The organism is Sphingomonas sp. BK235, from assembly GCF_004345855.1.
GTDB lineage: Bacteria > Pseudomonadota > Alphaproteobacteria > Sphingomonadales > Sphingomonadaceae > Sphingomonas.
Map to the genome: position 1 here is coordinate 245,750 of NZ_SLXN01000001.1, position 20,943 is coordinate 266,692.

9 protein-coding genes are annotated in these 20,943 nt (G+C 70.7%); 2 read left to right on the forward strand and 7 right to left on the reverse strand.

From position 1 onward, the window contains the following. Nucleotides 1-23 precede the first annotated feature (23 nt). The 7 genes from EV292_RS01130 to EV292_RS01160 form a co-directional block, all read right to left on the reverse strand. Nucleotides 24-1,928, reverse strand: coding sequence for an alpha-L-fucosidase (locus EV292_RS01130; RefSeq protein WP_132907362.1), 1,905 nt, complete (start codon nt 1,926-1,928; stop codon nt 24-26). A 283-nt stretch (nt 1,929-2,211) separates the two neighbouring features. After that, complete coding sequence (locus tag EV292_RS01135) at nt 2,212-4,563, reverse strand: GH92 family glycosyl hydrolase (RefSeq protein ID WP_243693541.1); 2,352 nt, start codon at nt 4,561-4,563, stop codon at nt 2,212-2,214. A gap of 137 nt (nt 4,564-4,700) precedes the next feature. Continuing rightward, the gene (locus EV292_RS01140; RefSeq protein ID WP_132907364.1) at nt 4,701-6,134 is read right to left on the reverse strand and encodes a glycoside hydrolase family 125 protein; all 1,434 of its coding nucleotides are present in this window, start codon (nt 6,132-6,134) and stop codon (nt 4,701-4,703) included. Between the two features lie 142 nt (nt 6,135-6,276). After that, on the reverse strand, nt 6,277-8,796 hold the full coding sequence (locus EV292_RS01145) for a glycoside hydrolase family 3 C-terminal domain-containing protein (protein ID WP_347812569.1): 2,520 nt from the start codon (nt 8,794-8,796) through the stop codon (nt 6,277-6,279). Further along, nucleotides 8,793-11,387, reverse strand: coding sequence for a glycoside hydrolase family 2 protein (locus tag EV292_RS01150; RefSeq protein WP_132907365.1), 2,595 nt, complete (start codon nt 11,385-11,387; stop codon nt 8,793-8,795). Before EV292_RS01150 ends, EV292_RS01145 begins: the two co-directional genes overlap by 4 nt. Beyond that, nucleotides 11,387-13,723, reverse strand: a complete 2,337-nt coding sequence (locus tag EV292_RS01155) for a family 20 glycosylhydrolase (protein ID WP_132907366.1) — start codon at nt 13,721-13,723, stop codon at nt 11,387-11,389. Before EV292_RS01155 ends, EV292_RS01150 begins: the two co-directional genes overlap by 1 nt. A 219-nt stretch (nt 13,724-13,942) precedes the next feature. Then, complete coding sequence (locus tag EV292_RS01160; RefSeq protein ID WP_132907367.1) at nt 13,943-16,729, reverse strand: TonB-dependent receptor; 2,787 nt, start codon at nt 16,727-16,729, stop codon at nt 13,943-13,945. Nucleotides 16,730-17,100: 371 nt separating this feature from the next. Between EV292_RS01160 and EV292_RS01165 the strand changes: the two genes are divergently transcribed. Together EV292_RS01165 and galA are read left to right on the forward strand one after the other, a co-directional pair. Next, nucleotides 17,101-17,838 carry a GntR family transcriptional regulator gene (locus EV292_RS01165; protein ID WP_132907368.1) on the forward strand — a complete coding sequence of 246 codons (738 nt, stop codon included), beginning with the start codon at nt 17,101-17,103 and terminating at the stop codon, nt 17,836-17,838. After that, nucleotides 17,838-20,717 (forward strand): beta-galactosidase GalA, encoded by a 2,880-nt coding sequence (galA, locus tag EV292_RS01170; RefSeq protein WP_132907369.1) that lies wholly within the window; start codon nt 17,838-17,840, stop codon nt 20,715-20,717. Before EV292_RS01165 ends, galA begins: the two co-directional genes overlap by 1 nt. The last annotated feature ends 226 nt before the right edge of the window (nt 20,718-20,943 follow it).

Sequence of the window (20,943 nt, forward strand, 5' to 3'; positions counted from 1 at the left end):
GGGTCAGCGCGGTGCGCGCCTGCTCACGCTCCCCCGAACGCCCCGATCTCTGCCACCGTCAGACGAGACACCGGCAGCGCCACAGCGTCGAACGCCACGCGCAGGTAGCGTGCACGGCGCGGCGTGAACGTCACCCGCTGCGTCGACAACGCGTAGGCGATGTTGCCGAACTCGCCCTCGGCCGCGGGCTGCCAGCTCGTGCCGTCCGCGCTGGTCTCGCAGCGATAGCCGCGCGGCGGCGCGGTGTCCTTCGCCACGGTGCGCGACGGCGTCAGGCTGAAGCCGGTCAGCGTCACCGCCGCGGCGAGATCGATCGTCACGCTCGCGGGCGCGGCGGCGGTGGGGGCGGGGACGGTCCAGCGCGTCGCCGCGTCGCCGTCGATCAGCGCCTCGGCACCGGCGCCGCTCGCCGCGACAATGCGCCAGTTGTCCTTGGCGAGCACATTCGGGTCGGACGAGCGCACCGGCGCCACCGCGACCGGCGCGACCTGGCGGAACAGCGCGATCTCGCTGATCGCGGGGCAGGCGGGCGCCTCGATCACGCGCAGCCGCAGCCGCCGTGCCTCGCTCGGCCGCGGCAGGCGGATGATCCGCTGCGCGCCGATCCCTTCGTGCTCCGCGACCGTCCGCCACGCGCCGCCTTCCTCCAGGTCGACCGCGAAGCGGGTGACGCGCACGCCGAGCGGGAGATGCTCGCGCAGCCGGATCACGTCGAAGGCGCGGCCCGGCGGCAGGTCGAGCGTCAGCGTCGGAGTAGTGATCGCGTCGGGCGTCGACCAATAAGTGTCGCGCTGCCCGTCGAGCACGCGCGCCGCGGCGAAGGCCGGTCCCCGCTCGGCGCTGGCGCGCGCGACCGCGCCGCGCGCGAGATCGGTCGCATAGGTCGCCGCCTGCGCGTCGCCGAAGCTCTTGAGCACCGCGACGTCATGGTCGTGGAGCCGGCCGCGGCGGTCGGGCGGCAGGTTGAGGTTGAGGTTGGTGCCGCGCCCGACCGATTCGTCGTACAGCCGCAGCAGCCGCGCCGGGTCCTTGACCTTGGCGTCCTCGTCGGCGTGGTAGAACCAGCCCGGGCGGATCGAGACGTCGGTCTCGGCCGGCCACCACAGAGGCGCGCCGCGCACGCCCGAATTGCCCTCGCTCTGCACATAGGGGTGGTTGGGCATGGTCGGCCAGCACGGGTCGCCCGCGACCCCGTCCTCGTTGCCGACCCAGCGCACGTCGGCGCCGAGCGGGTCGAAGGTGCAGGCCATCGGCTGATGCTGGTGGACCAGCGCCACGATCGACGGCCAGTTATAGTATTTCGGCGCGTCGATCTTCCGCGCCTCGCGCGCGCCGCCATAATAGCCGTCGCCGCCGTTGGCGCCGTCGAACCAGAATTCGAACAGCTCGCCGTAGTTGGTGCAGAGCTCGACCACCTGCTTGCGGAAATAGTCGATATAACCGGGACGCCCATATTCAGGGTGGTTGCGGTCCCACGGCGAGAGATAGAGGCCGAAGGCCAGCCCGGCGCGCCGCGTCGCCTGTTCCATCTCGCGGACGATGTCGCCCTTGCCCTGTTTGTACGGGCTGTTGCGGATGCAATGCTCGGTCAGCCGGGTCGGCCACAGGCAGAAGCCGTCATGGTGCTTGGCGGTGAGAATGATGCCGCGCATGCCGCCCGCCTTGGCCGCGGCGACGATCTGGTCGGCGGAGAAGTCGCTGGGGTCGAAGAGCTTCGGGCTCTCGTCGCCATAGCCCCATTCGCGATCGGTGAAGGTGTTGATCGAGAAATGGACGAAGGCGTATTGCTCGCGCGCGTGCCAGGCGAGCTGACGCTTGGACGGCGTGGCGCCCCAGGGCGCGGGCGCGCCGGTACGCTGCGCGGCGGCGGGCAGCGCGGCGGTAGCGGCACCGGCGGCGAGCAGCGCGCGGCGGGTGAGGTCGGTCATGGGCGGCTCCAGTCGGGGCGCGATAGCAGAGGATAACACCACCCCGGCGAACGCCGGGGTCCAGTTGGGTAAGGTCGCGGCATCTCGCGCGCGGCCCGAGACTGAACCCGAGTGGTCGCGAGACCTTTGAGAATCCTTCCGTCATCCCGGACTTGTTCCGGGATCCACCGTCCCGCGATTTTACCGCGCGTTGCTTTCGCGGAAGCGTGGATCCCGGAACAGGTCCGGGATGACGGAAGTGGGGGAGCGTTCGCCGCGGCGATAGGAAGCGAGAAAGTCGCGCTCACCCCGGCACCCGCCCGAACGACGGCGGGCGGTCCGCCATGGAACGGCCGAAGCCGGGCACCGGCGTCGCGCTCATCGTGAAGCGCAGCGTGCCGCCCTTCACCAGCTCGGCGTGGCTGATCCAGCTCTTCGTCCAGGGCCGCCCGTTCCACGTCACCGCGGCGACATAGGGCGTGTCGGCACGGTTGCCGGGCGCCTCGATCACCAGCCGCTTGCCGCCACCGACGCGCAGCGTCGCGCGCTCGAACAAGGGCGAGCCGAACACATAGGCCGCCTCGACCGGATCGACGGGGTAGAAGCCCAGCGCCGAGAACACGAACCAGGCGCTCATCTGCCCGCAATCGTCGTTGCCGATCACACCCTTGGGCGCGTTCTGGTACATCTCGACGCACAGCCGCCGCACCATCGCCTGCGTCTTCCACGGCGCGCCGACATAGGCGTACAGATACGGCGCGTGCTGGTCGGGCTCGTTGCCGTGCGCATACTGGCCGACCAGCCCGGCGATGTCGGGCGGCGCGTTGGCGGGCAGCGTCGAGGGCGCGGTAAACAGCGCGTCCAGCTTGGCCTCGAACGCTTGGTTGCCGCCGATATGGCGGATCAGCCCATAGACGTCGTGCTGGTTGAGGAAGGTCGCCTGCCAGCCGTTGGCCTCGGTATAGTCGCGCCACCACGGCTTGGGCATGTGGCCGAGCTGGATCGGGTCATAGTCCTTCCACCAGCTGCCGTCGGCGAAGCGCGGGCGCGCGAAGCCGATGGCGGGGTCGATCACGTTGCGCCAATTGCCCGAGCGCTTCGCCAGCCGCTCGGCGTCGGCGCTCTGCCCCGCGGCGCGCGCGAGGTGCGACGACGCCCAATCGTCATAGGCATATTCCTGCGTGCGGCTGACGCTCTCGAACCAGACGTCGGCGGGGACATAGCCCTTGGCGTCGTACAGGTCGCGGCCCTTGCTGTTGTCGAGGTCGGGCGCGGCGAAGTCGAACGAGCGCTTGCGGATCGCCGGCCAGGCCGCGGCATAATCGGCCGGGATGCCCTTGGCCTGCGCCTCGGCGAGCACCGAGACGCCGTGCCAGCCCATCATCGTCCCGGTCTCGACCCCCTGGAGCGGCCAGACAAGCGGGCCATAGGGGCTCTGCTGCGTCTGGCGGACGAGGTCGCGCACCAGCGCGCCGGCCTGATCGGGCGCGACGAGCGTCAGCAGCGGGTGGAGCGCGCGATACGTGTCCCACAGCGAGTAGGTGGAGAAGGCGCGCTCGCCCGCGGGGACGCGCTGCGGCTGCCGGTCGAGGCCGATGTAGCGGCCATCGACATCGGAGAAGAGCGTCGGTGCCACCATCGCGTGGTACAGGGCCGAGGCCATGATGACGCGCTGGTCGGCGCTGCCGCCCTCGACCGCGATCGCGCCGAGCTGCTCGGCCCAGCGGCGCGCGGCGGCGCGGCGGACCGCGTCGAAGTCCCAGCCGCGCGCCTCGGCGGCGAGATTGGCGCGCGCCCCCGCGACGTCGACCGCGGAGATGCCGCAGCGCGCCAGCAGCGGCGCCCCCCCGGCCTCGTCGAAGTGGAGCACCGCTTTGACGCGCTTGCCCTGCACGCCGCTGGCGCCGGCGGGCTGCTCCTGGTCGTCGTCCCCGTAGAAGGTGACGCGGTCGGGCCGGCGCGAGAGCTGGAGCGCGAAATGGATGCGCCGCCCCTTGGCCCAGCGATGGACGCGGCGGCTGCCGGTCAGCGTGCCCGCGGCGTCGAGCGCGAGCGAGGCCTCGTCGATCAGCGGCTTGGCGTCGCTCTTGTCGAGCACCAGGTGCGACAGGTCGACCAGCACATGCGCCGCGCCCCTGGGGAAGGTGTAGCGGTGCCAGCCGGTGCGCTCGGTCACGGTGAGCTCGGCGAGCACGCCGCTCTCGAGCTTCACCCGGTAATAGCCGGGCTCGGCGAGCTCGTCCGAGTAGCGTTGGCGATAGCCCGCGTCGGGATCGGCGAGCGGGCCGGGGGTGAGCTTCACCGGGCCGCGGGTGGGGACCAGCAGCACGTCGAGCATGTCGCCGATACCGGTGCCCGAGAGGTGCGTGTGGCTGAACCCCATGATCGAGCCGTCGCCGTGGTGATAGCCCGAGCAGGTGTCCCAGCGCTCGACGTCGGTGTCGGGCGAGAGCTGCACCATGCCGAAGGGCAGCGTCGCGCCGGGGTAGGTGTGGCCGTCGCCGCCGGTGCCGACGAAGAGGTTGGGTGCGATGCGCTGCGCGCGCGCCGCGGCGGCGAGCGGGAGCGGGGCGGCGAGCGCGGTGCTCGCGGCGGTGGCGAGCAGCGTACGGCGGCTGAGCTGGAGGCGGGGAGGGAGCGCCGCTTCGTCACTCACCTCGCCCGTGCCCCGGCGAAGGCCGGGGCCCAGTTGGGTCGGCCGTAGTGACTCTTGCGCAGCGTTCCCCAACTGGGCCCCGGCCTCCGCCGGGGCACCGGTGACGGCAACGAACGCTTCAACCACATCCCGCCCCATCACAGCGCTCCCGCGAGCAGCGCCGGCTGCGTCGTCGCCAGCCGCACGATCAGCTCGCCGAACAGCCCGTTGGCCCAGGCGAACCAGTGGCGCGTCCATGTCGTCGGGTCGTCCTGGTCGAAGCTCTCGTGGATGAAGCCGGTGCCCGCGTCGGTGTCGCGGATCGTCTTGAGGCAGGTGCGGATCACCGCCGGATCACTGGTCGACAGCGCGCGCACGATCAGCGACATCGGCCAGATCTGGCGCAGCCCCGCGTGCGGCCCGCCGATCCCCTCGCCGGCGCGACCGCGGAAGAAATAGGGGTTCACGTCGCTCCACGCCGCCGCCTCGGTGCGGCGCCACAGCGCGTCGTCCGGGGCGACGCAGCCGAGATAGGCGAGCCCCGACAGCGACGGCACGTTGGCGTCGTCCATGAAATAGGCATTGCCGTAGCCGTCGACCTCATAGGCCCAGACCTCGCGGCCGTCGCGCAGCTTGGTCGTGCCATAGTCGCGCAGCGCGGCGGCGACCTCGTCGGCCAGCGCGGTCGCTTCCTGCGCCAGCGCCGCATCCTTCTTGGCCTCGTTCGCCACCGTCGCCAGCCCGCGCAATGCGCTCACCGCGAACAGGTTGGACGGGATCAGGAAGGGATATTGGCAGGCGTCGTCGGAGGGGCGGAAACCCGACGCGATCAGCCCGACCGGTCTGATCGGGTTGCCATAGCCGCGTGAGGGCAGGGTCTCGGTGTTGCGATCGGACACGCGCAGGAAGTGGTACGGGCCCGGCCCATCCTTGCGTTGCTGCTCGCGGAAGGTGCGGATGCTGGCGCGCGCGCCCTCCGCCCAGGTCGCGTCGAACGGGCGCGCGTCGCCGGTCGCCTGCCAATATTGCAGCGCCAGCCGCATCGGATAGCAGAGCGAGTCGATCTCCCATTTGCGCTCGGCCACGCCCAGCTTGAGCTCGGTGACGTCCTTGAGCGACCATTCCAGCTGCGTCTTGGCCCTGGGATCCTCCAGGAAGGCATTGGCGTACGGGTCGATCAGGATGCAGCGCGCCTGGCGCGCGATCAGCCCGCGAAACAGCTCGGCCAGCCGCGGGTCGGCCTTGGCGAGATGGACGTAAGGAGCGACCTGCGCCGAGCTGTCGCGCAGCCACATCGCGTCGATGTCGCCGGTGATCACGAACGTGTCGGCGCGGCCGTCGACCGTACCCAGCCGCACCGTGGTGTCGAGCGTGTTGGGGTAGCAATTGCCGAACATCCAGCGCAGCTTGGGGTCGCCGATCTTGGTCGAGACGCGCTGCATCTCCTGCTCCACCGCGCGGCTGGTGAAGCGGCGCTCGCCGAGCGGCGGGCGCTTGCTGGCGAAGGCCGCGGGGGCGGCGGCCCGCGCGGCGGCGGGGGTGGCGGCCAGTGCCGCGGCGGCGCCCACGAAGGTGCGGCGGTCGATCGTCATGCGTGTCGTTCCTTGTGATCGTCATCCCGGACTTGGTCCGGGATCCACCGTTCCGCACAGCCGCCGATCGCGGGGCGAGCCGACGGCTGGACCCCGGAACAAGTCCGGGGTGACGGTTGAGTGTAAGATGAAGCGGTGTCACTCACTTCGGCAAATCTTTGTCCGCGCCGGTCATCGTCACCTCGACCCACGTCCCGGCGGCGTCGCCCGGCTGACCGCCGCCGACCCAGACGCGATAGGCGCCCGGCGGCACGTGGCGGCGACCGTCGCGCTCGACCACGCTGAGGAAGCGCGGGTCGATCGTGAGCCGCGCGGTGCCGCTCTTGCCCGGCCTGAGCGCGATCCGCTGGAAGCCGGCGAGCTGGCGCTGGAGCACCGGCGCGGTGAAGCCACCCCCTCTGCTGGCGGGTGGCACGACATAGGCCTGGACCACTTCCTCGCCGGCGCGCTGGCCCTGGTTGGTGACGCGCGCGGTCAGCGTCAGCGGCGCCCCGGCGGCGAGCGTCGCGGGGGCGCTGACGCGGTCATAGCCGAAGCGGGTGTAGCTCAGCCCATGGCCGAAGCCCCACAGCGGCTTGCCGGTGAAATAGCGGTAGGTCCGCTCCTTCATGCCGTAATCGACGAAGGCGGGCAGGTCGGTCGTCGCCTTGTAGAAGGTCACCGGCAGCCGGCCCGACGGGTTGGTCGCACCCGAGAGCACGTCCGCCAGCGCGGTGCCGCCCGCCTCGCCGGGATACCACACAGCCAGGATCGAGTCCGCCACCGCGGGGTCGACTGCGACCGCGCTGCCGCTGGCGAGCACGAGCACGATCGGCTTGCCCGTCGCCTTGAGCGCGGCGAGCAGCCGCTGCTGCGGCGCGGGCAAAGCGATGTCGGTGCGGTCGCCGCCGACGAAGCCGGGTACCTGCACCTGGAGCGCCTCGCCCTCGAGGTCGGGCGAGAGTCCGCCGACCACCACCGCCACGTCGGCGGCGCGCGCCGCGGCGACGGCCTCGTCGAGCAGCGCGTCGGCGGGGGGCAGCCACAACAGGCGGAAGCTGTCGTCCTCGCTGCGATGGTCGAGCTTGAGCTCGAGCGGCTGCGCGCTGCCGTCGCTGTCATAGTCGACCTCGACGCGGCCCCTCGGCAACGCGCCGTCGTGGAGCACGCGCCCGCCGATCGTCAGCCGCGCATGGTCGTGCGTGGTGCAGTTCTTCCAGCATTGCGTCTGGTCGAGCACCAGCCGGTACCGCCCCGCCGCGGGCGGCTGGAGCGCGCCCGTCCAGCGCGCGACATAGCCGGTCACCGGCAGCTCGGGCACGGGGGCGGCGCGGTTCAGGTCGAGGTCGATCGTGCGCGCGGGCGTGGGAGCGACGGTGCGGTCGCCCGCGGTGTAGGCGACGGTGAGCCCCTTCAGCGCAGTCTCGGGCAGCACCACCGGCGCGCCGTCGGCGAGCACCGAGCCCTGCGCGTAGGTCGCGCCCGGGAAGCGCGCGCGCACCCCCTGGAGCGGCGTCACCGGGCGCGCCGCGGTGCCGTGGTAATTGCCCTGGAGCACGCCGAGATCGTCGGCATTGGCGCCGATCACCGCCACTTTGGTGCCGGCCGCGAGCGGCAGTCGGCCGGCATCGTTCTTCAGCAGCACGATCGCCTTGCGCGCCGCCTCCAGCGCCACCGCCTGGTGCGCGGGCGTGCCGACCTCGCTCGCCGCGATCTTCGACCACGGGCTGGTCGCGCCGAAGGCGATGCCGAGCGCGCGGCGCGCCTCCAGCGAGCGGATCAGCGCGCGGTCGACCTCCTGCTCGCTCACCAGCCCGCGCTTCACCGCCTCGGGTAGCGCGCCATAGGTGGTGCCGCAGTTGAGATCGTCGCCGCCGCGCACCGACACCGCGGCCGCCTCGGCGGCGTCGAGCCGGTAATGGTGGAAGAGGTGGACGTTGGCGACCGCGTCGCAGTCCGACACGGTGAAGCCGGTGAAGCCCCAGTCGCGCCGCAGCCGGTCGTTGAGCAGAGGCGAGGAGGCGCAGGCGGGCACGCCGTGGATCGAGTTGTACGCGCACATCAGCGAGCGCGCCTTGCCCTCGGTGATCGCGAGCCGGAAGGCGGGGGTATAGGTCGCCTCGAGATCCTGCGGGCTCGGGTCGACGTCGAAGCCGTCGCGCCCGGCCTCGGGGCCGCTGTGGACCGCGAAATGCTTCGGGGTGGCGATCACCTTGGGATAGAGCGGGTTGGGTCCCTGCAAGCCGGTGATGAAGGCGACGCCCAGCCTGCCGGTGAGATACGGGTCCTCGCCGTAGGTCTCCTGCCCGCGGCCCCAGCGCGGGTCGCGGAAGATGTTGATGTTGGGGGACCAGATCGTCAGCCCCTCATAGATGCGGCGGTCGGCGTCGACGGCTCGCGCGTTGAAGCGCGCGCGCGCCTCGGTCGCGACCACGTCGCCGATGCGGTGCACCAGATCGGTGTCCCAGGTCGCGGCCATGCCGATCGCCTGCGGGAAGACGGTGGCATAGCCGTTGCGCGCCAGCCCGTGCAGCCCCTCGTTCCACCAGTCATAGGCGGGCAGCTTGGCCTTGGCGTCGGCGGGCGCGGTGCTCTGCAGCTGCGCCGCTTTCTCCTCGATCGTCATCGTCGCGACGGTCGCGGCCACCGGGTCGGCGGCCTGCGCGAGTAACAGCCAGATCACTTGTTTCCTCCCAGCGAGCGCAGCACCAGCGCGCGTTTCAGCGCGGCGGGCGATGCCTCGGACTCGATCGTGATGGTGCGGCTCTCGCCCGGCAAGAGGTCGAAGCCGTCGTCGGACGGTCGCGCGTCGGTGACGCCGAAGTCGAGCATCACCGCCCGCGCCAGCTTCCGCGCGGTGACGGTGACGCTGCGCCCGTCCCAGCGCGCGCTGAGACCCGGATCGGGCCAGCGCATCGCCTTGGGCAGCACGCGCTCGATCACGCGGCGGCTCGCCACCGCGTCGCCGATGATGAGCTCGGCCACCGCATAGCTTGCCTCGGGCGGCGCGGCGGCGAACAGCTCGGCGTCGGCGATCGAGGCCACCTCCGCGGCGGCGAGCGGCGCGAGCGTCAGGTCGCCGCCGCGCTCGCCCAGCGCGCTGCCGTCGGTGGCGAAGGCGCGCACGCGCCAGCGCGCCGCGATCGGCTGGGTCGCGTCGGACACGACCGCGACGCGCAGCTTCCCGTCGCGGTGCTCGGCGACGATCGCCTGCGGCGCGAAGAAGCGGCGCGCGGCGTAATGGAGCAGCTTCCATCGCCCCGAGTGATCGATGCTCGCCCAGGAGATCGCGGGCCAGACGTCGTTGAGCTGCCAGTAGAGCGAGCCCATGTTGGTCGGCCGGCAGGCGCGGTGATGCAGCGCGGCCAGCTCGATCGCCTGCATCTGGTTGACCTGGGTGAGATAGACGAAGTCGGCGAAGTCGCGCGGCTCGCCGAGCCGCTCGCGCAGGTAGAACATCAGCCGCTCGTTGCCCGCGCCGGCGAGGAACTTCTGGTGCGCGCGCAGCACCGGCGCGTCCGGGGTGAGCTGGAGCGTGCCCGCGAAGTCCTTGATCGTGGCCAGATCGGGCGCGCCCTGGAAGCCGTACTCGCTCATGAAGCGCGGGCAGCTGTTAAGATAATTCTCGACCGGCTTGGAGCCCGACCAGACGTCCCAGAAATGGCGGTCGCCCGCGGCATCGGTGTCGACCGGCCCCTCGTAATCGGTCGAGGGCGAGCCGGGCCAATAAGGGACGGCGGGATCATAGTCGCGCACCGCCTGACGCAAGACGCGGTCGAACAGCACCGCCATGCCAGTGCCGATCCGCTCCTGCTCGTCGGCGCCGACGCGCTTCTTGAACGCCTTGCGATCGGACCAATTCTCCCAGCCCGACAGCACCTCGTTGCCGCCCGCCCACAGCACGATCGAGGGATGGCCGGAGAGGCGCGCGACCTGCTCCTCGGCCTCGACCCGGACATTCTCGCGGAACGCGGCGTCGGGCGGGGTGACCGAGCCGCCGAACATGAAGTCCGACCAGATCATCAGCCCCATCTCGTCGGCGGCGTCGAAGAAGGCGTCGGGCAGATAATGGCCGCCGCCCCAGATCCGCAGCATGTTCATGTTGACCGCCTTGGCGTCACGCAGCAGTCCGCGCATCGTCTCAGGCGTCACGCGCGACGGGAAGCTGTCGAACGGGATCACGTTCGCGCCCTTGGCGAAGATCGGGATGCCGTTGACGCGGAAGCCGAAGGCGCCGTCGCCGCGGATCAGCTCGACGGTGCGCAGGCCGATGCGGCGCTCGGCGCTATCGCTGGCGGTGCCGTCCTCGACCAACGCGCCGCTGACGCGATACAGCGGCTGCGCGCCATAGCCGACCGGCTGCCAGCGCTGCGGCGACGCGATCGCGAGCGGCACGGTGACGCGGTTGAGTCCGGGAGCGAGCGAGACCTGCTGCTCGGCGGTCACCGTCTTGCCGTCCGGCCCCGCCACCTGCGCGCGCAGCGTCGCGGTGCGCGCGCGGTCGGCGATCACCTCGAACTTGGCGGCGAGCCGCGCCTCCCGGTCGTTGAGCGCGACCTGCTCGACCAGCAGGCGGTCGAGCCGGGCCTCGTCCCACGCCTCGAGCCGCACGTCCTGCCACACGCCGATGTTGACGATGCGCGGGCCCCAGTCCCAGCTGTAATGATATTTGGGTTTGCGGATGTAAGGCGAGGTCTGCTTGCCGGCGGGCTCGTCGCCGAACGCCGAGTCATACTCGCCCGGCAGCGGCTCGGCTTCGGCGAGCACCATTGGCTGGAGCTTCCTGATCGGCGAGGCGAAGGCGATCGTCACCTCGTTGCGCCCGGCCCTGAGCCACTTCTTGGCGTCGACCCGCCAGCGGCGGTGCGCATTGTCGGCGGTGAGCGCGACCTGGCCGTTGATCGAGACGGTCGCGAACGTGTCGAGCCCGTCGAACACGAGGTCGAGATGGTCGCGCTGGAGCATCGCGGGCGTGACGTCGAGCACGCGCTGATATTGCCAGGCGGTCAGCCCGGCCCATTGGATCGCCGCCTCGTTGGTGCGCAGGAACGGGTCGGGCACCTGCCGGGTCGCGATCAGGTCCTGCTGGACGCTGCCCGGCACCGTCGCGGCGAACCAACGCGCGGCGCGGGGATGCGCCTTGGCCGCGGCGGCGTCGGCGGGATCGATGCGCACGCGCCAGCCGGTGTCGAGCGGGGTAACGGTCTTGGGAGCGGCGGCCGCGGCGCCGGCGAGGAACAGAAGCGGCAGGCAGAGCAGGGCGGTACGACGCATCAACGGCGGTCCGTGAGGCTGACCCGCTCGACCGCGTAGAGCGGCTCGGTGAGCGGGGAGGTGAACTGGAAGCAGAGGTCGCGGTCGCCGTCCATCGCCGGCAGCGTGCCGGTGAAGCGCTGCCGCTGCGGCGAACTCGCGGGATCGGGCAGCGGGAAGCTCGCGACGATCGCGGGGCGGGGCGCGTCGGGCACGGGCTTGCCGTCCTTCATCGCGGGGCAGCCGAGCATCACCAGCAGCTCGCCGTGGGGAGTCACGTTGAAATGGCGACGCACCTTGTCGAAATCATGTGCCAGCCCGTGATTGCGCGCGAGCCGAGCGACCTCGACGGTGAAGCCACCCGCCACGTCGAGCGGCGCGGCGGGGTAGACGCTGCACAGGTTGAAGATGTTGACGTCGAAGGTCGGCGTGTTGCCGGTCGCGTCGGCGGTGAGCGGCACGCGCAGCCCGCGCGTCTCGCCGGGGCAGGCCGCCATCTCGCCCGACACGCGCGTGAGCAGCGCCTCGCGGCCCGTGTCGAACGCTCGGGGCGCGGCGAGCGCGGTGCCGGCGGCGTCGAACGGCGCGGCGCGCACCGTCTGCCCGAACGGCAGCGACAGCGGCGCAGTGTAGCGGCGCGACCTGGGCGTCGGCGCCGAGCCGTCGAGCGTGTAGCGGATCGTCCCCTGCGGCGCGTCCTGCGCGAGGGTCAGGTTCACCCGCTTGCCGCGCAGCACCTCGCCGCGCGTGCCCGCGACCCGGAAGTCGACCGCGGCGCTGGAGTCCGCCACCTCGACCCCGCCGCGCTTCCAGCGCGCCACCTGCGGCTGGAGCCGCGTCAGGAAGCCGGCGAAGTCGCGCGGCCGCTCGATCCAGCTGTTCTCCGCCAGCGCGGCGAGGCGCGGGAAGATCGAGTGCTGATACTGATAGGGCGTGACGAGATATTCGCTCCACAGGTTCATCTGCGCGCCGAGCACATGGCCCGCCTTGGCCGGGTCGAGCCCCTTGGGCATCGGCTCATAGGCATAGGTGTCGGCGAGCGTCTGCACCTGGATCGGGCCGGGCGGCTCGTCGGCGCGGTGGCTCTGGAGATAGTTGATGTACATCGTCGGCGCGGGCGAGAGCACGACGTCGTGGTTCTGGTTGGCGGCGTCGACCGCACCCTTCTCGCCGCGCCACGACATCACCGAGGCGGACGGCGGCAGGCCGCCCTCGAGGATCTCGTCCCAGCCGATCAGCCGCCGACCCTTGCTCGACAGATAGGTGCCGAGCTCGTCGATCAGCCAGCTCTGCAGCGCGTTCTCGTCCTTGAGGTTGAGCGCCCTGATCTGCGCCTGCACCGCGGGGCTGCGCTCCCACTGGTCCTTCACCGCCTCGTCGCCGCCGAGATGGACATAGGTGCCGGGGAAGACGTCGATCAGCTCGTCGAGCACCTGCTTGACGAAGGCGACCCCCTCGGGGCCGGGGTTGAGCAGATAGGGGAAGATGCCCCAGCCGTTGCCCGTCTCGGGCCGGTCACCCAGCACGCCGAACTCGGGATAGGCCGCGACCAGCGCCTGAGCGTGGCCGGGCAGGTCAACCTCGGGGACGATCGTGATGCCGCGGTCGGCGGCGTAGCGCACCAGGCCGCGCAGCTCGTCCTGCGTGTAGAAGCCGCCGTAGCGCTGCGTCGGCGCCGCGCCGCCGGTGGAGGGCGGGGTGCGCCACGCGCCGACCTCGGTGAGCTTGGGGTAGCGCTTCACCTCGAAGCGCCAGCCCTGGTCGTCGCTGAGATGGAGGTGGAGCGTGTTGAGCTTCACCGCGGCCATCTGGTCGACGATCTTCTCGACCTCGGGGAGCGGGAGGAAGTGGCGCGCGGTGTCGAGCATGAGCCCGCGCCAGGCGAAGCGCGGCGAGTCCTCGATCGTCATCGCGGGGACGCGCACGGGCTGGCCGACGCGCGCGTCCGGGCTGAGCAGCTGCACCAGCGTCATCGCGCCGTGGACGAAGCCCGGCGCGGCGGAGGCGGCGACGCGGACGCCGTCGCGCGCGACGGAGAGGCGATAGGCCTCGTCGCCCTTGATCGCGGGGTCGGCGACGAAGCGGATGCGGGCGGTCGCGGCCTCGGCGGGGGCGAGCGCGATGCCGCGCGCGGTGCGGACGTGATCGATCAGCAGCGCGGCGGCGGGCTGGGCGAGAGGAGTCTCGGCGACGACGCCGGTGCCGGCGGCGACGGTCAGCGTGCCCGATCCCCGCGCGATCGTCTTGGGCATCGGCAGCAATTTCGGCAGGTCGCCCGCGCCGGCACGCTGCGCCGTCGCCGGCGCCGCGATCACCAATGCCGCCCCGATCGAGGCCCCCAGCGTGCTGCGGATCATGCCCACCCCTTGGTTACGTTTTGGTATTAGAAGGTATCATGGCGGATCGATCCGCGGGCGTCCATGCCCCGGCCATAAAAAGACGGCGCACACCCGAGAAGGTGCGCGCCGCCCGATACTTTCCATCCTGTCGCCTGTTCCCCGGCGGGAGCCGGGCGGTACGGGGATCGCCCCGCCCGCCTGCGCCCGCCGGGGGTGACACGACTCGACGTCGGTCGTTCACATCCGGAACGAGACGCTCCCCACGAAGGTCCGCCCGTTCTTGTAGAAGGCCGACGGCCGGTCGCGCGTGTTGCTGTACTGGAGATAGGTCTCGTCCAGCAGGTTCTGCGCGTTGAACGTCAGGATGATGTTCTTGTTGAGGTTGATCGAGGCCGAGGCATCGAGCTGATGATAAGGCGCCACTTTCTCGGGCGAACCGAGCCGGCCGATCGTGCGGAAATAATCCGTCCGGTAGTTGTAGCTCACCCGCGCCTGGAACGGTCCGCTCTCGAAATAGGGGATCACGTTGACGGTGTGCTTCGACAGATAGGGCAGGTCGAAGGTCGCGTTCACGCCCGGCACCGGGTCGGTCTTGCTGTCCTGATAGGAATAATTGGCCTGGATGCCGAACCCGCCCCAGATCTCGGCCTGACCGTTGACCAAGACGCCGTTGACCTGCGCGCTGCCGGCATTGACCGGTCGCTGGACGGTATAGGTGTTCACCACCCGCCCCAGCAGCGAATTGTAGAAGGACTGGCCCTGCTCGCGGATGTTGAGGATGTAATTGGAGATATCGCGCCGATACAGTTCGAGTGACAGCAGCGCGCCGGCGGTGGGATAATATTCCGCGGTGATCTCGTAATTGGTCGCCTCATAGGGACGCAGCGTCGGGTTGCCGCCGCCCGCGTCGAAGGTGACGTCGTTCTGCGAGGTGGTCGCCGCCAGATCCTGATAGCGCGGTCGCGAGATGACCTTGGCGGCGGCGCCGCGCAGGATCAACTGCGGCGTGATCTCCCAGGCGATGTTCACGTTGGGGAGGAACTTGAGATAGTCGGTCGAGGTGCTGGTGGGCACCGGCTTTACCGGCACGGTGCTATTGGGGTCGGTCGCCAGCGTGAGCGCGTAGCGGGATATGTCCCTCGTATAGACCATGCGCCCGCCGATGTTGCCGCGCACCGGCCCCTGGTCGAAGTTGAGCTGGAGATAGCTCGCCGCGGTCCGCTCCGTCACGCTGGTCGAGGCGCCGACCTTCTCCACCAGCGGCGTGTTGATCGCGTTGGCGAGGATATCGATCACCGCCTGTTCGGACAGGTTGAGGAAGCGCGTCGCGGTGCCGCTGCCGCCGGTGCCGTCGAAGATGCCGTCCGGCGTCACCCCGGTGTCGACCCCCAGTCCGGACCCGAGGCGCGATTCCTGGAGATAGGTGTTGATGCCGCGCGCGTTGATGCGGTTGACGTGGTCGGTCACGCGCGCGCCGAGCAGCAGTTCCTTGAACACGCCGCCGAGCGGGATCGTGGCGTCGAACCCGCCGAAAATGTCGCGGTCGATCGTGACGCTATAGTCGAGCCCGCCGATCTGCGCCGCGACGAGCTGCCGCCCGCCGACGATCACCGGATCCCCCTCGATGAAGGCGTTGGTGTTGTTCGGGTTGCTGAAATAGACGGCCGGGTTGGTGATGTCCTGGGTGAAGTTCACGTCCGCCGAGGTCGGCGTGATCGAATAGCTGAACGGCGACTTGGTCTGGACGTTGAACAGATATTCGGGGTTGCGCCCGCCCTTGGCCTTGCTCCAGCCGGCCGCGAACGACACCTTGGCGCCGTCGTCGCCCTCCCAGTCGGCGAAGAAGTTGAGATTGTCGGTCTTGAGCTTGGTCTTGCGCACCAGCGTGTCGAGCTGCGCGCTCTGGCTGGTGGCGGCGCCGAAGACCGCGTCGGTCACCACGCCGTTCGCCACCGTCGCCGATTGCAGCACGTCCCCGGTCCAGGCGCCCGGGATGGTGTACATCGCCTGGCTGTAATTGTTGTAATTGCCGTCGATGTGCAGGCCGTTGAGCGTCAGCGTCAAGCCGTCCGCGGGGCGGAACTGCACCGTGCCCGCGACGCTGGCGCGCTCGCGCTGCTGCTGAAAATAGGCGTAGTTGATGCCGAAGGGGGAGGCCGCCTTGTCGAGGTCGGCGGCGGTGCCGCCCGTGATCACCGCATTGGGGTTCTTGAGCACGCGCTGGCCCGCGGCATTGGTCGTCAGGAACGGGCTGCCGCTGCCGTTGGCATTGTCATAGCCGAAGAATTCGACGCCCGATCGCACCAGATTCTGCTTGTCGTAGGTCGCCGCGATCAGGAAGCCGAAGGTCTCGGCGTCGTTCCTCCAGCTGTAGAGCCCCGAGCCGCGGATGCTGCCCTTGTCGGCGCGGTCGTTGTACGTATAGCCGCCCGAGGCGAAGACGCTGTTCTTCTCCAGCTCCAGCGGCCGGCGCGTGCGCACGATCACGGTGCCGCCGAGGCTGCCTTCCTCGATCCGCGCCTCGGGCGATTTGTAGACCTCGAGCCGGTCGACCAGCTCGGGGGCGAGCAGCGAATAGTTGAAGGTACGGCTGCTGGGATCATTGTCGTTGCCGCCCCAGTCGGCCGAGGCGAGCGCGTGACCGTCGACCAGCATGCGGTTGAGCGCCGGGTCGGTGCCGAGGATCGCGACCTTCTCGCCCTCGCCGAAGCGCCGGTCGATCGAGACGCCGGGGATGTGCGACAGCGATTCCGCCACGTTGCGATCGGGGAACTTGCCGATGTCCTCGGCGGAGATCGCGTCCACCACCGCGTTGGCGCTGCGCTTCACCTCGATCGCCTGACGCAGGCTGCGCGCATAGCCGGTGACGACGACGTCCTCGCCGGTCGCGTCGGTCTGATCCGCGGAAGGGGGCGCCGCCTCGCTGGGCGCGGTGGTCGACGGGGGCGTCTGTTGCGCCTGAGCGGCGCCTGCGAGGCCGGTCAGCGCGGTCGACAATAGGACCAATTGCCGCAGATGCTTCATATCGTTTTCCCCTCTGGCGGTGCGGCTTCGGCCGTCCGCTCGCGTGAAAGCCCTCGTTCGTCCCTGCGACCGCGTCGGTGGGTTCGACCCATTCTGGCGATTCAATGTTGGTATAACCAAAGTATACCAATCCTGCGACAAAAAATTTCACTTTGGTGACGAATTTGGGCCTATCCGCTAAGCCTCAGACGAGGCACGATTTATATTTATTGCAGTGACCGAGATCCGAGCCGTCGCTCGTTCAGGCGCGCGGGCGCGGCGGGGTGGCACGCAAATGGTTATGAGATTGAAGCAGCGGCGATTGTGACTGCGGTGTCGTTCCGGTACGCTCGATCGTTCGGGCCGCTCGCGCGGCCAAGGGGGAGAGACTGATGGGGTTCGCCGACGAGATCGGGAAGTTTCGACGCGGCAATGCGGCGCCGCTCTATCTCCAGCTCCAGCAAGTGATCCGCGACGGCATCGGCGGCGGCAAGCTGCAACAGGGTGACGCGATCCCGGCGGAGCGCGATCTCGCGACCGAATATGACGTGTCGCGCATCACGGTGCGCAAGGCGATCGGCGGTCTGGTCGAGGAGGGGCTGCTGACGCGCCGTCGCGGCGCGGGCACCTTCGTCGCGGGCCGCGTCGAGAAGAGCTTCTCCAAGCTGTCCTCCTTCACCGAGGATATGGCGGCGCGCGGCAAGACCGCGTCGAGCCAGTGGATCCTGCGCGCCGCGGGCACGGTGAGCCCGGAGGAATCGATGGCGCTCGGCCTCTCCCCCGGCGCGGCGGTGTACCGCTTCCACCGGCTGCGCAGCGCCGACGACGAGCCGATGGCGCTCGAGCTGTCGACCATCGCCGGCTATTGCCTGCCCTCGGCCGAGGCGGTGGGGGACTCGCTCTATACCGCGCTTCAGGCGGCGGGCAGTCGGCCGGCGCGCGCGCTCCAGCGGTTGCGCGCGGTGCCGTTCGGCGGTGAGCACGCGCGGATGCTGGGTGTCGAATCGGGCCATGCCGGGCTGCTGATCGAGCGGCGCGGCTTCCTGCGCGACGGGCGCGCGGTGGAATTCACCCGCTCTTATTATCGCGGCGACGCCTACGACTTCGTGGCCGAATTGTCCGATCTCTGATGCGGCGTCGTGACCTGCTGTGCGGTACCGCCGCGCTCGCCACCGTCGCGGGCGCGCCGCTCGCTGCCGCGCCGGCCGCGCGTCGCGCTGCCGGCGACGGGCTGCCGATGCCCGCGCCGACCGACGCGCTGCCGCCGCCCGCCTTCGTCGGCGATCCCTCGCGCATCCGGCTCGAGCGCGGCTGGCTGTTTCACGAGGGCGACGTCGCGCCGCCGCGGCTCGACACGCACAATGCCACCTATCTCAGCGTCAAGGCCGGCAACGCGCAAGGCGCGGCCGCGATCGACTATGACGACAGCGACTGGCAACGCGTGCGCCTGCCGCACGACTGGGCCGCGGCGCAGCCCTTCGTGGCGAGTGCCAATGTCGCGCAGGGCTATCGCCCGCGCGGGATCGGCTGGTACCGCCGCCACTTCGCGCTCGACGCGCGCGACCGCGGGCAGCGTTGGGAGTTGCACTTCGACGGCATCGCCACCAACGCGACGATCTGGGTCAACGGCAGCGTCGTGGCGCACCATTGGTCGGGCTACACCGGCGTCTACGTCGACCTGACGCCGTTCGCGCGCTTCGGCGACGAGCTCAACACCGTCGCGATCCGCGTCGACGCCGAGGCGATGGAAGGCTGGTGGTATGAGGGCGCGGGCCTCTATCGCCACGCCTGGCTGGTGCGCCGCCCGCCGGTCTCGATCGCGAGCGACGGCGTCCATTGCGACCCGCGCCGCGGCGCGGACGGCGCGTGGCAGGTGCCGGTGGCGGTGACGCTCGCCAGCGTCGCGCGCGACGATCGCGCGGTGCGCGTCGAGGCGCGGCTGCTCGATCCCGCCGGGCGCGAGGTCGCACGCGCGGCCACTGACGCGACCGTCACCGCGCTCGACGAGACGGAGGCGCGCCTGTCGCTCGCGGCCGGCGCGCCGCTATCATGGTCGGTCGAGCGTCCGACGCTCTATACCGTCGTCACGCGCGTCACCGGCGACGGGATCACCGACGAGCGCCGCACCCGGATCGGCTTCCGCACCGCGCGCTTCGACGCCGAGCAGGGCTTCTTCCTCAACGACCGGCCGGTCAAGCTCAAGGGCGTCTGCCTCCACCAGGACCATGCCGGGGTCGGCGTCGCCGTGCCCGACGCGCTGCATCGCTGGCGGCTCGAGCGGCTCAAGGCGATCGGCTGCAACGCGATCCGCTGCTCGCACAACGCCCCCGCGGCCGAGTTCCTCGACCTGTGCGACGAGATGGGCTTCCTCGTCATGGACGAGAACCGCCAATTCAACCCCGCGCCCGATTACATGGCGCAGCTGCAATGGCTGGTACGGCGCGACCGCAACCATCCCTCGGTGATCCTCTGGTCGGTCTTCAACGAGGAACCGATGCAGGGCACTCCCGCGGGTGTCGAGATGGTGCGGCGGATGGCGCATGCGGTCCGTGCGCTCGACGACGCCCGCCCGGTCACCGCGGCGATGAACGGCGCCTTCTTCGAGCCCGACAGCGTGTCGAGCGTCGTCGATGTCACCGGCTTCAATTACTATCAGGGCGACTACGACCGCTTCCACCAGCTCTTCCCGACGCGCGCGATGACCAGCTCGGAGGACACCAGCGCGTTCGAGACGCGCGGCGCTTATGCCAGCGACCCCGCGCGCCACGTCATCTCCTCCTACGACGACGAGGCGGCGAGCTGGGGCGGGACGCACCGCGCGACCTGGCGCGCGATCGCGGAGCGGCGCTTCGTCGCGGGCGGCTTCACCTGGACCGGCTTCGACTATCACGGCGAGCCGACGCCCTATGCCTGGCCGACGATCTCCAGCTTCTTCGGCATCATGGACCTCTGCGGTTTCCCCAAGACCGCCTATGACATCCACCGTGCCCACTGGATCGACGACGCCGCGGTGGTGAGCATCGCGCCGCACTGGACCTGGCCGGGACGCGAGGGCCAGCCCGTCCGCGTGCTGGTGATGAGCAATGCCGAGGAGGTGACGCTGTCGCTCAACGGCCGCGCGCTCGGCACGCAGCGCGTCGACCGGATCATGGGCAACGAGTGGCAGGTACCCTATGCCCCCGGCCGCATCGAGGCGGTGGCGCGGCGCGGCGGGCGCGCGGTGGCGACGGCGGCGCACGAGACGGCGGGGGCGGCAGTGGCGCTGCGGCTCACCCCGGCGCGGCGGGTGATGCTGGGTGATGGCGAGGACGCGGTCGCGGTGACGGTCGACGCGGTCGACTCGCGCGGGCGCCACGTCCCGACCGCGAACCTTCCCGTCCGCTTCACGATCGAGGGTGCGGAGATCATCGGCCTCGGCAACGGTGACCCCAACAGCCACGAGCCCGAGCAGGGTGGGTCACGCAGCTTGTTCAACGGTTTGGCCCAGGTGATCGTGCGCGCGGCGACGGGCGCGGGCGCGGCGACGCTGGCGGCGAGCGCGCCGGGCCTGCGCGGCGCCCGCGTCAGCATCGCGCGGCGGGCGCTGGCACCGGTGCCGAACTGGCCGGAGCAGCGCCGCGCCCAGCCACTCGCGGAGTGGCGCCGTTCGCCCGCGCTGTCACAGCGTCCCCCGGCGGACGTGGCGCCGCCCGACGGGGACAACAACAGTTGGGCGTTCGTTCGCGCCGGCGCGCTGGTCGCAGGCGGCGGCTGGCGCGCGTGGCGGGCGGTCGTGACGCCGTGGCGGCGCGTCGGTGCCGAGGGCGGGGTGATCCGCTTCGACAAGGTAGCGGGTCGCGCCGAGCTGCTCGTCGACGGCCGTCCCATCGCGTCCAAGCGCGACGCGGCGCCTGCACCGCTCGAAGCGCGCGTCCCCGCGGGAGCGGGCGAGCGGGTCGTGCTGCTGTTGGTGGAGGGCGGTGCCGAACCCGCGGGGATCGCGGGCAAGGTGACGCTGGGCGCGGCCTAAGTCTGATCCCGCTCAGCTGACGCGGCAGCGTGCTCCGGCCACCGCGGCGCGGGAGCACGGGTCGGCGTGGGTGACTCAGCCAAGCGCGCGGACGGGGAGCGGCGCGGTCCAGAGACGGCTCCGCCTCATGACGACGGCGAGGCGGTCAGGGGGTTCGTGCCCGCCGCCCGCTCCGCCGCGCCCCGACGCTTCGATCCTTCTGGGCGCACGCGCGGGCTGGACTGAT

Bases quoted from the DNA above. Each gene is read 5' to 3' on its own strand.
- EV292_RS01165 (WP_132907368.1), top strand. From the start codon at position 17,101: ATGGGGTTCGCCGACGAGATCGGGAAGTTTCGACGCGGCAATGCGGCG.
- EV292_RS01155 (WP_132907366.1), bottom strand. From the start codon at position 13,723: ATGATCCGCAGCACGCTGGGGGCCTCGATCGGGGCGGCATTGGTGATC.
- EV292_RS01150 (WP_132907365.1), bottom strand. From the start codon at position 11,387: ATGCGTCGTACCGCCCTGCTCTGCCTGCCGCTTCTGTTCCTCGCCGGC.
- EV292_RS01160 (WP_132907367.1), bottom strand. From the start codon at position 16,729: ATGAAGCATCTGCGGCAATTGGTCCTATTGTCGACCGCGCTGACCGGC.
- EV292_RS01140 (WP_132907364.1), bottom strand. From the start codon at position 6,134: ATGACGATCGACCGCCGCACCTTCGTGGGCGCCGCCGCGGCACTGGCC.
- galA (WP_132907369.1), top strand. From the start codon at position 17,838: ATGCGGCGTCGTGACCTGCTGTGCGGTACCGCCGCGCTCGCCACCGTC.
- EV292_RS01130 (WP_132907362.1), bottom strand. From the start codon at position 1,928: ATGACCGACCTCACCCGCCGCGCGCTGCTCGCCGCCGGTGCCGCTACC.